Raw genomic sequence first — 15,196 nt, forward strand, 5'->3', positions numbered from 1 at the left:
TCCCGGGGCGGCTGCCCCGGCAGCTCTGCCCCGACCGCCGGTCAGGCGCGTGGCGGAACCGCGAAATGCTCGGGAGCCATGCCGCTCTTCGAGCGCTCCACCATGGTTGCAAAGGCATCTTCCAGATGCCGGACCGTGCGCTCGGTGTTGAACAGCGGGAGGCTGTGACGACCGGTGATCAGGTGGCTCTTCAGTGCCCGCAGTCTTTCCGGGTCGGCGGCGAGCGATGCGCAAAGGGCCACGAAGGCATCATCGTCCTCGGCCACGAGCTCGCCCAGATGCACGGCGTTCAGCAGGCTTTCGGAAACGCGGGAGGAGAAGTTCCTGCCCCGGCGCGTCACGACGGGCAGCCCGGCCCACAGCTTGTCCGAGGTGGTCGTGTGACCGTTGCAGGGAAACGAATCGAGGCCGAGATCGCCCGCGCCGAGACGCGCCAGGTGCTGGGCAACCGGAATGGCCGGGACAAAGACGAGCCGCTCCGGCTCAACCCCGTTTTCCAGGAAAAAGGCGCGGATGCTCTGCGTCGCCACCTCGGGATAGCTGACCATCCAGAGCAGGCTGCCGGGCACGGCGTCGAGGACCCGCAGCCAGAGGCCCAGCGTCTCGAAGGAAATCTTCTTCGGGTTGTTCGCCGACATGAAGACGATCCTGTCTTCCGGCAGGCCCAGATCCCGCTTGGTCAGCGGTTGAACCACCGGCCGGTAGTGGTTGTCGTTCACCTGGTAGGATTCCGGCAACCAGCAGAACTTCTCCTCGAAACAGGCCTCGCTGCCCGGCGGGCACACATGCCTGTCGGCGATGATGTAGTCGCAGTCGATGCCCACGCCGGAACCGGGAAAGCCGAGATAGGCCGCCTGCACGGGCGCCAGCCCCCGGTTGAACAGTTCGCCGCGCTGGTTGTCCGTATGGCCCTTCAGGTCGATGGCAATGTCCAGCCGGTGCGACCGCACGATTTCCAGCGCGTGATCCGTTGCCAGATCGGCAATCCGGTGAATCCTGTTCCCGTGGCGGCGGCGGAACCCCTGCGACAGGTCCACATATTCTTCGGGCGACAGATCGTAGATCCTGATGTCGAAGCGTGCGGGGTCGTGCAGGTCGAAGGCGCGGTTCAGCAGGCAGAGCGTCGCATGGTTTTCCGAAAGATCGCTGGAGAAATAGCCGACCCTGATCCTGTCCCCGGTGGAATGGGGAAGATTGCGACGAAGACGGCGCGAGGTGTCGTCGTAGAAGAGGCCTTTCTGGCCCCTGATCTTGAAATTGATGCGCTCGTCCCCGCACCACATGATGTGATCGTGGAGGAGTTCGCATTCGATGGCCAGGGCGTCGTCGCGCTGGATGGCCTCGAGGGTCTCGCGATCCGACTTCCGGATCTCCGCGTAGTCGAAGGTGCGCCTGATGTGGTGACGGTAGAAGACGCGGGCGTCCTTGCAGGTCGGTTCCAGCGCGAGAACGCTGCGGGCGATCGAAACCACCTGCGCGGAATCGTCCAGCTTGTTGGCAATGTTGAGCGCCATCTTGAGAAAGACGAGGCGGCGGGACACGTCCGGTTCGTCCAGGCTGAGGAAAATCTCGAGCGCGCCCTTGAACTGCTGCAGCTTCGTCAGGCTCACCGCCAGCCGGATCAGGGATGCCGGCTCCAGCGTTTCGCCGGCCTGCCGCAGGGGCTGCAGAAGCTGCATGACGCGGATGTGGTTGCCTTCCTTGTAGTTTGCCTCCGCCTCGGCCAGCACGCTGCGCATTCTTCCGCTCCACATAGTCACACGTTGCCACACCTAAGCTGGCAAAGCTTGCCCGTGTCTTGTGACGGCGGTGCGAGGGGGCGGGCGCATCCCGATCGGTGCTTGTCGGCCCTTACCGTTTCAGGTCCGCCAGCCAGTCTTCGAGCATGAGCCGGATGGCGTCGGCGGCAGGCGCTTCCCGGCGGAAGGCCCACCAGACATGTGCGCCCTGCCAGAGAGAAGCCATCTGCCAGCCGCGCCTTTCCGCCAGTTCCGGATCTTCCGACAGGCGCCGGCCGAGGGCGTGCGCCAGGGTCCTGCCCCACGCCGCGCCGCGGGCGCGCAGCTTCGGGTTGCGGATGTCTTCGCGCAGGAGAAGCAGTCCGTCGGTCATGTGCGCCTCGGCCTGTTCGTCCGGGGTAAGGCGCATCAGAAGCTCGACCGCCCCTGCCGGGGTAAGGGGCACGGCGGCGTCGGCATCGGCCGTCAGTGCGTCCAGCCGGTCCCATGCCCTGAGCAGCACGGCTTCCACCAGCGCTTCGCGATTGCCGTAGCGCTGGACGAGGGTTGCCGGGGAAAGGCCGCAGGCCTCCCCTGCCCGGGCGAAGGTCAGGCCGTCGGGTCCGGTTTCGGCCGCCAGCGCCAGGAGGTCGTCCAGAACCTGCTCATCGGAAATGCTCTTGCGTCTTGCCATGCCAATAAATAAACATACGTTCGTTTATATTGCAAGGGAGAACCGGCAATGGCACGTATTCTCGGCTATATCGCCTCCAGTCTGGATGGCCTCATCGTGTCCGGCGACAACAGCCTCGACTGGCTCTTTGCCTATGACGGCATGGATCTCGGTCCCTATGATTACAATCTCTTCCTCGGGCGCATCAGGACGGTGGTCATGGGGCGCGGCACCTATGATTTCCTGGCGCAGGAAGGGCACCCCTGGCCCTATTCCGCGCAGCGCGTCATCGTCGTGACCTCGCGCCCGATCGACGATCCGCCCGGCCCCCTCGAGACGAGAAGCGATGTCGATGCGCTGCTTGCGGAGCTGCGGGCGCTCGACGACGGGGATGTCTGGATGCTGGGCGGCGGGCAGTTGCAGATGGCCTTCATCGAAAGGGGCGCGCTCGACGAGCTCGAGATCTACGTGATGCCCGAGCTTCTGGGCAGTGGCCGCCCCCTGTTTCCGCTTTCCGGCCACCGGGAGAGCCTCACGCTTCTCGACGCGCGGCCCCTCGACCGGGGATGCGTGCGGCTGCACTACCGGTTGGGTTCCTCCTAGAACTCCTCCCAGCTGTCGATCTTCTCGGCCGTTGCTCCACCCATGGCGCGGGCCACGCGGGTCATCATCTGCCGCGCGGGCGAGCCGGCGGGGACCGGGGCTGCGGCCGCTTGCCGCCGGTAGGCAGGCGCATCCTTCTCAGCCACGCGGAACTGGGCCACCAGAGCCTGCATCCGCAGGGCTTCGGCCGCCAGGGCGGCGCTGGCCGCCGTCGATTCCTCGACCATCGCGGCGTTCTGCTGCGTGACCTGGTCCATCTGGTTGACGGCCGTGTTTACCTCGGCAAGGCCGGTTGCCTGTTCCCGCGCGGAGGTGGCGATGGCGTCGAGCTGCGTGTTGATGGTCACCACATGGGCTTCGATCACCTTCAGCGCCTCCCCGGTTTCGCGCACCAGCTTCACCCCGTTGCCCACCTCGGCGGCCGATGTGTGGATCAGCGCCTTGATCTCCTTGGCCGCCTGTGCCGAACGCTGGGCGAGTTCCCTCACCTCCTGGGCGACAACGGCAAAGCCCTTGCCGGCCTCACCGGCGCGCGCGGCCTCGACCCCGGCATTCAGCGCCAGCAGGTTCGTCTGGAAGGCGATCTCGTCGATCACGCCGATGATGTTGGAAATCTGCGTCGAGGATTGCTCGATGCGGTGCATCGCATCCACCGCATTCGCCACCACCTCGCCGGACTGGCGGGCGGAGCTGTTCGCCTCGGCGGCCATGGCGCGGGCTTCGTCCGTGCGCCGGGAGAGATCCTGGGCGCTCTGGCTGATCTCGCGCGACCCGGTGTCGATCGCGCCCGTGGCCTCGGAAACATCGACGATGGTGCGGGATAGCTGGTCGAGCGCCGCGTTGAAATCCGTCCGCAGACCCTCGAAATCTGCGGCGAAAGCCTCGGTGATGCGGAAGGTGAGATCGCCCGCAGACAGGTGCTTCAGGCCCGCTGCAAGGCCCGAGGTGGCAGACGCCATCTCCCGGGCGCGCAGCCGCTCCCGCTCGGCGCCGCGGTCCCGTTCGAGATCGCTTGCCTCCCGGGCTTCCTGCGCGGCCTGGGCTGCGGTCCGGGCCTCGAGGCCGTTCCGCTTGAAGACGCCGACCGCACGGGCCATGTCGCCGATCTCGTCGCGCCGACCGGTACCGTCGACGCCAAGCGCCAGGTTGCCCTCCGCGAGGCCGGACATGGTGGCCGACAGGGCGCGGATGGGGGCAACGATCCAGGAGCGGACCGCAAGATAGCCGCCGACGACCACCGCCAGCAGGCCTGCCAGCACCACGGCCAGGGTAACCAGGATGGTGCGGCTCGTCTCGTCGCCGATCACCCGGGCTTCAGCCGCTGCCGCCTCGACGACGGCGGAGGTGGCCGCGGTGATCTCCGGCGATATCTCCGCGAATTTCGGCTGGCAGTCCTTCAGGAAGAGCGCCTGTGCCGCAGCGTTCGCGGCGCCATCCGTCGCGGACCGGGCGGCCTCCATCGCCGGCGCGCAGGCCGTTTCCAGCACCTGCAAGCCCTTGGCCTTCAGGCCCGGAAGGTCCCGATGCTCCGGCAGGGCGGCAATGGAAATGTCCATGTATTCGGAAAAGGTGGTCCGGCTCTGGGCATATTCCTTCGCCGCGGCGGCCTTGCGCTCGGCGCTGTCGGCGATCAGGAGGTCTCCGAGCGCGGCCCGGCCGGCCTGAAGCCAGCGGTTCGACCGGGCGAGATAGAGCGCGCCCTTGTCGGCCTCGGTCACCAGCGCCGTATAGCTGCGGTCGATGCCGAGCATCGATCTTCCGGAATAGAGGGTGGTGGCAATGGAAAGGATGCCGAAGGCACCCATGATGGCAAGGAATTTTCCGGTAATCGGCACATGACGCATGAAAGCGGCTCCGGATCGGGGTGAGAGCGACGGGGAGCATCATGCTCAGGGCACGGACACGGAACATCCGTGCCTGGCAAGGGCCAGGGAGAGGCAGGCTTGCCTGCAGCAACCGGAACCAGTGACCGGAGAACACCGTAACCCACCGCGACCCGGCATTCTTTGCGCCAGGTCAAATTTTGAGCGCCGCGTGAAGAAGAAGACCGGTCAGCCGCGTCTGCGCCCGTCGGGATCTCGAGGATGGGGCAGCGCTGTGCGTCCCGGACGCGGGGATCTTGCGATGCCTCACCCGCCGGCCCCGGCAACCGCGGCAAGTGCCGCCGGAAGCGAGATTAATCGCGCTGTAAACGGCAAGTCTCCGTAAACTTTTATCGCACAGATTGTACTTATATCGTGTGGATGATCCGCACGGTCAGAAAGCGGACTGGCAGGATGTGATCGGCCGGGTCAGCGAAGCGCAAAGTCCCCGCCCCCATGGATGCAAGCACCATCATCTTCTACCTGCCCGTGACAATCTACACGGTCATCGCCCTCGTTTTTCTGCTGCTCTGGCGGATGGGCCTGTCCTCGTCCTGGCAATGGGCGGCTGGCTTTGCGCAGACCGGGGCTGGTTTCGCGCTCTCGGCCTTTCCGATCGATCCCGTGTTCGACGAGTTCGTGTCCGGAATCATCTATACGGGTGCGGCCTATTGCTATGGCGGCGCCCTGCTCGTGCATTTCGGCCAGCAGCGCCTGCGCCGGATCCGGCGGACCCTGGCACTCGGCTTCATGGTGCCGCATGTCTATTTCGTCTTCATCAACGAGAGCCTGCGCTGGGATCTCTTTGCCATCGAGATGGTGTTTGCAGCGCTTCTGTCGGTGGCCCTGTGGGCGGTGCGGCGCGAGGCGCGCAACACCGCCGACCGCGCCTTCATGATCGCCAGCTGGCTTGTGGTGTTCGATTGCCTGTCCCGCGGCCTGTTCTTCACCTTCGTCGACCGGTCGAGCGATAGCCTTTCCGATTTTCTGCATTCCGCCTACAATCTTGAGGTGCATGTTTCGACGATCACCCTCTGCCTCTTCTTTCCCTTCTCGGCGATTACCGCGATGCTGGCCCGGGTGGCGGATCAGCACCGGCGCGCAGCGCTCACCGATCCCCTCACCGGGCTTCTCAACCGTCGCGGGCTGGAGGGGGTGATGGGTTCGATCGCGGATGCCGGCGAAGCGCCGGGCGCGGTCATCGTCTGCGACATCGATCACTTCAAGCGGATCAACGACCGTTACGGCCACGGCGTCGGAGACCGGGTCATCATGGATGTGGCACGGATACTGGTATCCCAAAGGGATGGCCGCAGTCACATCGCAAGGGTCGGCGGGGAGGAATTCATCCTGCTCGTTCCGGGCGTGACGACGGGCGAGGCGGTCGAGATCGCGGAGGGTGCCCGGCGCGCCATCGAGGTGGCGGATTGGGGCGCGACCGGCATGCCGGACGGCGTGACCGCGAGTTTCGGCGTGGCGGCAATCGGCTCTGGCGTCCCGGGGCTTGGAGCGGCCATAGACCGGGCGGACGAGGCGCTCTACCGCGCCAAGAATGCCGGGCGAAACCGCGTGGTTTGCGCCGGCTCTCCCGGCTCCGGCAGCAGTGCGGCCACCGATGGCGTGGCAGATGTGGCGGTTCTCGCCCGCTAGGCGCCGGGCGAGCCTGTCAGGCGGCGGCGGCCATGTAGTCCTCGCCATTCCCCTCGAAGAGCTGGGACAGGTTGAGGAAGCAGATCAGCGCGGTTTCCGTGGGAATGATGCCGTCGGCATAGCGGGCATAGACGCTTGTTGCCGCCGGAACCGGCTGCAATGCGTCGGCCGGCACCGACATCATGCCCGAAACCCCGTCCACCAGCAGCCCCACGATCGCACCGTTGATCTCGGCGACGACGATGGCGCTGCGTTCCGTTACCTCGACGGCCGGCATGCCGAGCTTCACCGACAGATCGATGATCGGAATGGCGGTTCCGCGCAGATTGCTGATGCCCAGCATTTCGGCGGGCGCGCGCGGCATCGGCGTGACCGGCGTCCATCCGCGGATTTCCCTGATGGCGTGGGTGCGAATGCCGAATTCCTGGCCCTTGAGGATCACGACCAGCAGTTCCAGCGGACCGCTACCCGAAGCCTTGGCATCACTCATTCTTCGTGTCTCCCCTTGTCATCCTGCACCGCATGTCCGGAACGCATCCAGTCCTTGCGTCCTGCGGTCGCATGATAATGAGGAAACAACCATTTATGGTTCGCTAAACGGATCGCTGGATGTTTATGCATCTGGCGAAATTGCCGTCGCCGCAGGGCCCGGGCGGAGATTTGCCGCCCCGCCACCCGTAACGGCGCCTGAGGACTGTCGCGAACGGGAAGCGGCCCCTGCCCTTATCCATCCTTCCGGCCCGGTGGGGCGATCCAGGCTCGCCGGTGGGCGGGCCTCTCCCGTCCCGGAAGAGGCCCGTCGTTCCGTGCTGTCCGGTTGAGGCCGGGTGCTCAGGCGCTGTCGGCGGTCTCGCGCACGTCGTCCAGCAGGAAGTGCACGACGAGATAGCGGGTGGTGTAGTGCTTGCCGCTATCGGAGACATTCTCCTCGCTGCCGCCATCGGCGGGGTGGAGGTTGTGATAATGGGGATTGTTGGCGATCAGGGTGATGGCCTTGCCGGTGTTGCGGCCACTGAGCCGGTAGCGAGCCTCCGCCAGCGGCCACAGGCGCGCGCAGGTCTCTTCGGGCAGCCGGACCCTCAGCGCCTTGCGGTGGATCGAACCGCGGTGAGCGGCCTCGTCGCGAAGCGCAAGCGGGATTTCCAGCGTCACCTCCTCGGCCTTCTCCAGCACGAAATCCAGGTCCTCGGGCCACATCCTTCGCATCAGCATTCCTCCCAGGCTCGTTGATCGGCCTGAGAGGCAGCTTACCCTCTCGGCCACCGGAATCAATCGGGTCCTGCAGACGGGGTCCCGGGCGGGAAAGCGTCGCCCTACCCGCAGTGCGTGCAGCGCCGGATCGGACAGCGGATGTCGCTTCCGCGATTTGCATCCGTTCACAAGGTGTGGTAAAACAGGCGCCATCCATCACAGCGGCAGGACGATCATGGCCCGGACCTACCTCATTCTGCTTCTCGCCATCGTCACGGAAGTCATTGCGACCACTGCCGTTGCCCGCTCCGAAAGCTTCACGCGCCTAGTGCCCAGCCTGATCGCCATCGTCGGCTATGCGGCGGCCTTCTGGCTCCTGTCCTTCCCGATGCGGGTGATGCCCGCCGGCATCGTCTATGCCATCTGGTCCGGCATGGGCATCGTCCTCATCACCGCGATCGCCTGGCTCTGGTATGGCGAAGCTCTTGATCTGGCTGCCGTTCTCGGCCTCGGCCTGATCCTTGCCGGGGTCATCGTGATCAATGTCTTTTCCCGCTCCGTCAGCCACTGAGCACCGGACCGGGTGCACCTTCCGCCGCATTGGCCGTTGCGCTTTCCTTCGAAAACTGAAAGTCTCGGCGCCTGCAGCGGAGGACGGAAAGGGCGGATGCGGATGTCGAACGGAGCGGAGATGGAGGCCATCGCAGGCGTGATGGCAGATTATTTCAGGGCGCTCTACGAGGGCGATACCGCCCTCTTTGCCGCCATCTTCCATCCCGATGCCCGGCTCTACACGGTCGCGAAGGATCAACCGGCGGGTGCAGAAACCGTGACCGTCATCGACCTCCCCGCCTATCTGGAGATCGTCGCCAACCGGCAGGCCCCCGCAGCGGTTTCCGCGCCCCGGCTCGAGCGCATCCTGTCGATCGACGTGCCGACGCCGGTCACCGCGCATGTCCGGGTGCAGGAGCGCTTCTTCACCCGGTTCTTCACCGACGAGCTCACGCTCGTGAAGGCGAACGGCAGCTGGAAGATCGTCTCCAAGGTCTGGGATTTCGAACTTCTGGCCGATTGAGGGTCAGAGCGGCTGGCCCCCGCCGAAGGACAGGCTCAGGAACTCCGTGAAGGTGCGGGTTGCGGGCGCTTGCGGCTTGCCGCGGTTCCAGGCCACGCCCACGTCCATGGTGGGGATTTCGGCCACCACGTTGCGCAGCTCGATCCGCTGCCCTTCCAGCGACCAGGGGCGATAGACCATGTCCGAGAGGATGGTGATGCCGATGCCATCGGCCACGAAGCTGCGCACCGCTTCCACCGAGGAGGTGGTGAAGATCACCTTCGGCTCCAGCCCAGCCTGCTGCCAGTAGCGGCCCGCCGTCTCGCTCGCCTCGTCCACCGTCAGCATCACGTAGGGCTCGCGCGCCACGTCCTCGAGGGTGATCGTCTCGACCGAGAGCAGCGGGTGCTCGGCAGGCAGCCAGAGACGGCGGCGCGAGCGGAGCAGCGTCTCGAAGGCCAGATGCGTCTTGTCGCGCAGGTTCGAGACCAGCATCACCGCCATGTCTAGCGTGCCATCGTTCAGCCGCTCTTCCAGAAGATTGCGCGGCAGCTCCTGCAGCTCCACCCGGATCTTCGGATAGGTTCGCGCAAAGCGGGCATAAAGCCGCGGCAGGAAGTAGCCGAGAACCGTGTAGGTGACGCCCACCCGCACCACGCCCGAAAGGGCGGTTTCCTCGTTGAGCGGCGCGCGCTCGGCTGCATTCACCGCCGCCATCACGTTGCGCGCATGGGTGAGAAACCGCGATCCCTCGGCCGTCAGCACCACACCGGAAGCGAGCCGGCGGAAGAGGTTCACGCCCAGCGTGTCCTCCAGCTGCTTGATGGCGGTCGTCACCGCCGACTGCGAGACATTGAGCAGGATCGCGGCCTGCGAAACCTGCCCGGAATCTGCGGTTGCAATGAAGTAGCGGACCTGTTTGATCGACAGAGGCATTATCTGATTTTTTGATACGAGGGATCACTTCTTCGTATTTTACAATGTTTCCCGCCTGCGGCAAGGTCCACCAAAAGCCGGGAAAAACCGGCCGGGAACCGAAAAATCTGCGGAGGATGACTGTGGCAACACTCAATTGCGACATGGGCGAAGCTTTCGGCCTTTACCGGATGGGCGATGACGAAGGCCTGATGCCGCTGATCGATATTGCCAATGTCGCCTGCGGCTTCCACGCCTCCGATTTCAACCACATGCGCTCGACCGTGAAGCTGGCCAAGAAGCATGGCGTGAAGGTCGGCGCCCATCCCTCGCTTCCCGATCTGCAGGGCTTCGGCCGCCGCGAGATGAAGATCGGCCGCGAGGAACTCGCCAACTGCATCATCTATCAGGTCGGCGCGCTGAAGGGCTTTCTGGAAGCGGAAGGGCTCACCCTCAACCACATCAAGCCGCATGGCTCGCTCTATGGCATGGCCGCGCGCATTGAGGATGTGGCGCATGCGATCTGCGATGCGGCGGATGTCTTCCGGGTGCCGCTTCTCGGCATGATCAACACGCTGCACGAGACGATCTATACCGAGCGCGGCCACACCTTCATCGCCGAATTCTATGCCGATCTCGACTACAACGACCAGGGCGGCCTGATCATCACCCGCGAGCACGAGGCGAAGGATCCGGAAAAAGCTGCCGCGATCTGTCGCCGTGCCGTGACGGAAGGACTGGTGAAAAGCGTCGGCGGCGTGGATATCGAGGTCAAGGCAGATACGATCTGCGTCCATTCCGACACGCCGAACGCGGTCGAGATCGCAACCGCCGTCCGCGGCGCGCTCGGCCACTGAGACAATCATAAAAGGGGTCCACCAATGTCCAAGCACCTTCTCTCGCCACTCCCCGGCACCTTCTACCGGAAGCCCTCGCCCGATGCGCCCGCCTACAAGAATGTCGGCGATCCGGTCGCGGTCGGCGATGTCATCGGCCTCATCGAGGTGATGAAGAGCTTCAACGAGGTGAAGGCCGAGGAGGCCGGCACGATCACCGCCTTCCTCGCCGATGACGAGGAGCCGGTCATGGCCGGCCAGCCGCTCGCCGAGCTGGGTTGAGCCCATGGCCATCCGCAAGCTGCTCGTCGCCAATCGCGGGGAAATCGCCGTCCGCATCATCCGCGCGGCGCGTGAACTCGGCATCGCCACCGTTCAGGTCTACAGCGCTGCCGACAAGGACATGCTGGCCGTGAAGATGGCCGACGAGGCCGTCAACATCGGCCCGCCGCACGCGGCCAAATCCTATCTCAACATCGAGGCGATCCTGAAGGCCGCCGCCGATACCGGCGCGGATGCGATCCATCCGGGCTACGGTTTCCTCGCCGAAAATGCCGGCTTTGCCGATGCGGTGGAGGCCGCCGGCCTCGTCTTCGTCGGCCCGACCGGAGACCAGATCCGCACCATGGGCGACAAGGCCATGGCGCGCATGGCGGCGATTGCCGCGGGCGTGCCCTGCGTGCCCGGTTCCGACGGCCGGATCGACAGCCCGGAAGAGGCGCGTGCGGTCGCGGCGAGAATAGGCTTTCCGCTGATGATCAAGGCCGCTGCCGGCGGTGGCGGGCGCGGCATCCGCATTGCCGCAGATCCGGAAGAATTCGAGACGCTGATGGCGCAGGCGAGCGCCGAGGCGAAGGCTGCCTTCGGCGATGGCGGGCTTTATGTGGAGAAGGTCATCGAGCGCGCGCGCCATATCGAGGTGCAGGTGCTCGCCGATGGCGAGGATGCGATCCATTGCTACGAGCGGGAATGCTCGCTGCAGCGGCGCCGGCAGAAGGTGTGGGAGGAGGCGCCCGCCGCCACACTTCCCGCTTCCGTCCGCGAAAGGCTCTGCGCCTCCGCCGTCGCCCTTGCCCGGGCGGTGAAATATCGCGGCGCCGGCACGATCGAATACCTCTACGACGACGCGTCCGGCGAATTCTACTTCATCGAGATGAACACCCGCATCCAGGTGGAGCACCCCGTCACCGAAATGATCACGGGCATCGATCTGGTGCGCGAGATGATCCGCATCGCCGGCGGCGCGCGGCTTGCCTACCGGCAGTCCGATGTGGTGGCCAAGGGTGCCGCGATCGAGGTGCGCATCAATGCGGAGGATCCGGCGAAGAGCTTCCAGCCGGGCCCCGGCATGATCACGGCGCTGACGGTGCCGGGGGGTGCGGGCACCCGCTTCGACACCATGCTCTACCAGGGCTACACGGTGCCGCCCTTCTACGACTCGCTGCTCGGCAAGCTGATCGTCTGGGACGAGACCCGCCACGGCGCCATCGAACGGCTGAAGCGCGCGCTCGGCGAACTGGAGGTCAAGGGGCTGAAGACCACGAAGCCGCTTTTCGCCCGCCTTGCCGACGATCCCGACGTGCGCGCCGGCAATGTGCATACGCGGTGGCTGGAGCCCTGGCTCGAGCACCACCAGCAGGAACTGCAAGAACAAGAGGGAACAGGTTCATGAAGACTCGCTACTCCTTCGGAGGCGACGAGCACATCTTCGTCGAATGCGATGAGGAAATGTCGCTCGAAGCCTTCTTCAAATCGCTTTCCATCACCACGGCGGTGAAGGAGGCGAAGATCCGGGGCGTCACGGAAATCTGTCCGGCCAATGCCTCCTTCCAGATCAAGTTCAATCCCGATGTCATCGCGCCGGACGCCATGCTGAAGGAATTGCAGGCGATCGAGGCGACCGCGGCCAAAGCGCCCTCGACCATCAGGACGCGCATCATCGAGATCCCCGTCTTCTACAACGATCCCTGGACCCACGAGACGCTGATGCGCTTCCGCGAAAGGCATCAGGGCCCAACCTCCACCGACATCGAATACACCGCCCGGATCAACAATCTCGACGGGGTCGACGGCTTCATCAAGGCCCATTCGGGGGCACCCTGGTTCGTCTCCATGGTCGGTTTCGTGGCGGGCCTGCCCTTCCTCTACCAGATGGTGGACCGAAAGCGGCAGATCCAGTCTCCGAAATACCTGCGCCCCCGCACAGACACGCCGCGGCTCACCGTCGGCCATGGCGGCTGCTTCGGCTGCATCTATTCCGTGCGCGGTGCCGGCGGCTACCAGATGTTCGGCATCACGCCCATGCCGATCTACGATCCGAACCAGAAGATCAAGTATCTCCAGGATTTCATGTGCCTGTTCCGGCCCGGCGACATCGTGCGCTGGAAGCCCATCAACCGCGATGAATATGACGCGACGGTCGCGGACGTGGATGCGGGCAGGTTCGCGCCCGTGATGCGGGACGTGACCTTCTCGCTGGACGAATTCAAGGCGGACATGGACGGCTACAACGCCAAGCTGATGGGGGCGCTGAAATGAGCATCAGGATCATCTCTCCCGGCCTTTCCACCACCGTTCAGGACCTCGGCCGGCCGGGCTATTACCATATCGGCATCCCGCTTTCCGGCGCGATGGACCGGCTTGCCGCGCGGGCGGCGAACCTCCTCGTCGGCAATCCGGAGGAAGCGGCGCTGCTCGAAGTGGTCTTCATGGGCCCGGAAATCGAGTTTCTTCAGGATGCGACGGTTGCCGTGACCGGGGCGGAACTGCCGCCGAAGGTGAATGGCGAGGAAAAGGCCACCTGGACCTCACTCGCCGTGAAGAAGGGCGACGTGCTTTCCTTCGCCTTCCTGAAGAAGGGCGCGCGCGCCTATATCGCGATCTCGGGCGGCATCGATGTGCCGGTCGTGCTCGGCTCCCGCTCCACCTATACGCTGGGCGCGCTTGGCGGCTTCGAGGGGCGGAAACTCGCATCCGGCGACGTGCTGCCGGTCGGCGCGGGCAGGGGTGCCGCGGAAGGCCGGACAGTGGCCGGGGAACTGCGCCGGTCGCCGGGCGCGCCAGCCGAACTGAGGATGCTGCCGGGCCTCTACTGGCACCGCATCACCGAAGCGGCAGGCAGGCAGTTCCTCGAGGATACCTGGAAGGTGGCGCCGGAGGCCGACCGCATCGGCTACCGGTTCAAGGGCGGCAAGCCGCTCGAATTCGTGCCGCGCGAGCCGCCCTTCGGCGCGGGCTCCGATCCCTCCAACATCGTCGATGCCTGCTATCCCTACGGTTCGATCCAGGTGCCGAGCGGCACCGAGCCGATCGTGCTGCACCGGGATGCGGTTTCCGGCGGCGGCTATTTCATGGTCGGCGCGGTGATTTCGGCGGACATGGACCTGATCGGCCAGCTGCAGCCGCACACGCCGGCACGCTTCGTCGAGGTCACGATGGAACAGGCGCTGCTTGCCCGCAACGACCGGGCACGCCTGATCGACCGCATCCGGCAGGCTCTGGCCTGACCCATGAGAAAGGGCCGTGCCCCACCGGGGCACGGCCCGCAATCGCCGGGGGGCGACGGGGGAACAGCGATCCGACCGCGCAGTCAGTTTGCTGCGCGATGGCGTTCCCGTGCCTGATCCCGGAATTCCTTGGGCGTCACGTTGAAGTGCGCCTTGAACGCACGCGAGAACTGGGCATGGTCACTGAAGCCGAAGCGATAGGCGATTTCCGCGACCGTCTGGCGGTTGGAAACATCCGCGAGCGCGATGCGGCATGCGGTCAGCCGCTGGTCGCGCACCCAGCTGCCGAGCGTCTGGTTCGTATCCCGGAAGAGTTCGTGCAGGTAGCGTGTGGACATGCCGCAGGCGCGCGCAATCGTGTCCGGGTCGAGATCGGGGTTGTGGAGGTTGCGCCGCACATAGGCCTCGATCCGCGTCAGATGCGCCGCGCGCACGGAAGAGCTGCCCGAGGTGAGCGTGCGCTCGTCCGCCTTCAGCGACAGCACCAGAAGATCGATCAGCTGCTTGCCGACCGCCTGGCGCACTTCCGGCGTCATGGCGTTGAAGCGGCCCGGGATCAGCTGCAGCATGTCGGAAAAGAGGCCGCCCGCGCCTTCGGCCGCATTGAACTGCATGGAGCAGAAGCGGTCCGGCTGGCGGATCTGGCTGGCGAGCTCCTGCGACTGGACCTTCATCACCCAGAGATCGGCAAAATCGTCGTGCCAGAACTCGTAAGGTTCGTGGCTGCGCTCGAGGAAGAAGCCGCCCGGCTGGCAATAGACCTCCTTGCCGCACTGGCTGAAGTTCACCTGGCTGCGGATCGGGATGGTGATGAGGAAATGCTCGTCGCGCTCCGCCTTCAGATGCTTCGGCAGGCGGCGATATTGCAGCGCCGCCGAGGCGAGGCGCGAAAGGGAGACATCGCCGAGCTCCCAGATCATCAGGTCGCCGGTGAAGTTGTCGGCCTGAGCGAAGGTCAGGTCCAGCGGGAAATAGGCGCTGGCGATGGCCTCATGCCAATGACGGCTTCGGTCGTGCCGCGGGGTTTCCGCGGTCGTGATCATGGATTTCATTTTTGGTTCCCCTTTTTTTCTTATGAAAGGGGAGGACGGGTCCCTTCGTCCAGCAAAATTTTCCGGGGCTGCACCAAAAGACAAGGCTTGGTGCGCCGGATGCAAAGACCGCTCGGCAAAAGCGGCCTTAGGCTTT

16 protein-coding genes are annotated in these 15,196 nt (G+C 65.1%); 9 read left to right on the forward strand and 7 right to left on the reverse strand.

What is annotated here, in order from left to right; genetic code table 11:
* Positions 1-41: 41 nt before the first annotated feature.
* Positions 42-1,739, reverse strand: coding sequence for an O-linked N-acetylglucosamine transferase, SPINDLY family protein (locus tag GGR23_RS15970; protein ID WP_183367312.1), 1,698 nt, complete (start codon positions 1,737-1,739; stop codon positions 42-44).
* A gap of 112 nt (positions 1,740-1,851) precedes the next feature.
* Positions 1,852-2,412, reverse strand: a complete 561-nt coding sequence (locus GGR23_RS15975) for a TetR/AcrR family transcriptional regulator (RefSeq protein ID WP_183367313.1) — start codon at positions 2,410-2,412, stop codon at positions 1,852-1,854.
* A gap of 48 nt (positions 2,413-2,460) precedes the next feature.
* Here GGR23_RS15975 and GGR23_RS15980 point away from each other — a divergent pair, with 48 nt between their 5' ends.
* A complete protein-coding gene (locus GGR23_RS15980) occupies positions 2,461-2,994 on the forward strand; it encodes a dihydrofolate reductase family protein (protein ID WP_183367314.1) in 534 nt (177 codons plus the stop codon).
* Here the strand turns inward: GGR23_RS15980 and GGR23_RS15985 are convergent.
* Positions 2,991-4,838, reverse strand: a complete 1,848-nt coding sequence (locus tag GGR23_RS15985) for a methyl-accepting chemotaxis protein (RefSeq protein ID WP_183367315.1) — start codon at positions 4,836-4,838, stop codon at positions 2,991-2,993. The genes GGR23_RS15980 and GGR23_RS15985 overlap by 4 nt on opposite strands.
* 474 nt (positions 4,839-5,312) lie before the next feature.
* Here GGR23_RS15985 and GGR23_RS15990 point away from each other — a divergent pair, with 474 nt between their 5' ends.
* Complete coding sequence (locus GGR23_RS15990; protein WP_183367316.1) at positions 5,313-6,506, forward strand: GGDEF domain-containing protein; 1,194 nt, start codon at positions 5,313-5,315, stop codon at positions 6,504-6,506.
* Between the two features lie 16 nt (positions 6,507-6,522).
* Here the strand turns inward: GGR23_RS15990 and GGR23_RS15995 are convergent, their stop codons facing one another.
* Together GGR23_RS15995 and GGR23_RS16000 are read right to left on the reverse strand one after the other, a co-directional pair.
* Complete coding sequence (locus tag GGR23_RS15995; protein ID WP_183367317.1) at positions 6,523-6,996, reverse strand: chemotaxis protein CheW; 474 nt, start codon at positions 6,994-6,996, stop codon at positions 6,523-6,525.
* Between the two features lie 341 nt (positions 6,997-7,337).
* Entirely contained in the window at positions 7,338-7,703 is a 366-nt protein-coding gene (locus GGR23_RS16000) for a hypothetical protein (protein WP_183367442.1), read from the reverse strand.
* A 229-nt stretch (positions 7,704-7,932) separates the two neighbouring features.
* Between GGR23_RS16000 and GGR23_RS16005 the strand changes: the two genes are divergently transcribed.
* Positions 7,933-8,268, forward strand: coding sequence for an SMR family transporter (locus GGR23_RS16005; RefSeq protein WP_183367318.1), 336 nt, complete (start codon positions 7,933-7,935; stop codon positions 8,266-8,268).
* Positions 8,269-8,364: 96 nt separating this feature from the next.
* Positions 8,365-8,772: a nuclear transport factor 2 family protein gene (locus GGR23_RS16010; protein WP_246365632.1), complete on the forward strand. Its 408-nt coding sequence runs from the start codon at positions 8,365-8,367 to the stop codon at positions 8,770-8,772.
* Between the two features lie 3 nt (positions 8,773-8,775).
* On the opposite strand, the gene GGR23_RS16015 is transcribed toward GGR23_RS16010, so the two are convergent.
* Positions 8,776-9,687, reverse strand: coding sequence for a LysR family transcriptional regulator (locus tag GGR23_RS16015; protein ID WP_183367319.1), 912 nt, complete (start codon positions 9,685-9,687; stop codon positions 8,776-8,778).
* 122 nt (positions 9,688-9,809) lie between these two features.
* On the opposite strand from GGR23_RS16015, the gene GGR23_RS16020 reads away from it, so the two are divergent.
* Genes GGR23_RS16020 through GGR23_RS16040 form a run of 5 tightly spaced genes read left to right on the forward strand, consistent with a single transcriptional unit; the run spans position 9,810 to position 14,008 of the window.
* The gene (locus GGR23_RS16020; protein ID WP_343066693.1) at positions 9,810-10,523 is read left to right on the forward strand and encodes a LamB/YcsF family protein; all 714 of its coding nucleotides are present in this window, start codon (positions 9,810-9,812) and stop codon (positions 10,521-10,523) included.
* Positions 10,524-10,547: 24 nt separating this feature from the next.
* Entirely contained in the window at positions 10,548-10,784 is a 237-nt protein-coding gene (locus tag GGR23_RS16025) for an acetyl-CoA carboxylase (RefSeq protein ID WP_183367321.1), read from the forward strand.
* A gap of 4 nt (positions 10,785-10,788) precedes the next feature.
* On the forward strand, positions 10,789-12,174 hold the full coding sequence (locus GGR23_RS16030) for an acetyl-CoA carboxylase biotin carboxylase subunit (RefSeq protein ID WP_183367322.1): 1,386 nt from the start codon (positions 10,789-10,791) through the stop codon (positions 12,172-12,174).
* Positions 12,171-13,040, forward strand: a complete 870-nt coding sequence (locus GGR23_RS16035; protein WP_183367323.1) for a 5-oxoprolinase subunit B family protein — start codon at positions 12,171-12,173, stop codon at positions 13,038-13,040. The genes GGR23_RS16030 and GGR23_RS16035 overlap by 4 nt, the downstream gene beginning before the upstream one ends.
* Positions 13,037-14,008: a 5-oxoprolinase subunit C family protein gene (locus GGR23_RS16040; RefSeq protein ID WP_183367324.1), complete on the forward strand. Its 972-nt coding sequence runs from the start codon at positions 13,037-13,039 to the stop codon at positions 14,006-14,008. The genes GGR23_RS16035 and GGR23_RS16040 overlap by 4 nt, the downstream gene beginning before the upstream one ends.
* An 83-nt stretch (positions 14,009-14,091) precedes the next feature.
* Here the strand turns inward: GGR23_RS16040 and GGR23_RS16045 are convergent, their stop codons facing one another.
* Positions 14,092-15,060 (reverse strand): AraC-like ligand-binding domain-containing protein, encoded by a 969-nt coding sequence (locus GGR23_RS16045; RefSeq protein ID WP_183367325.1) that lies wholly within the window; start codon positions 15,058-15,060, stop codon positions 14,092-14,094.
* Between the last annotated feature and the right edge of the window lie 136 nt (positions 15,061-15,196).

Origin of the sequence: Gellertiella hungarica (assembly GCF_014197145.1) — a bacterium.
Lineage (GTDB): Bacteria > Pseudomonadota > Alphaproteobacteria > Rhizobiales > Rhizobiaceae > Gellertiella > Gellertiella hungarica.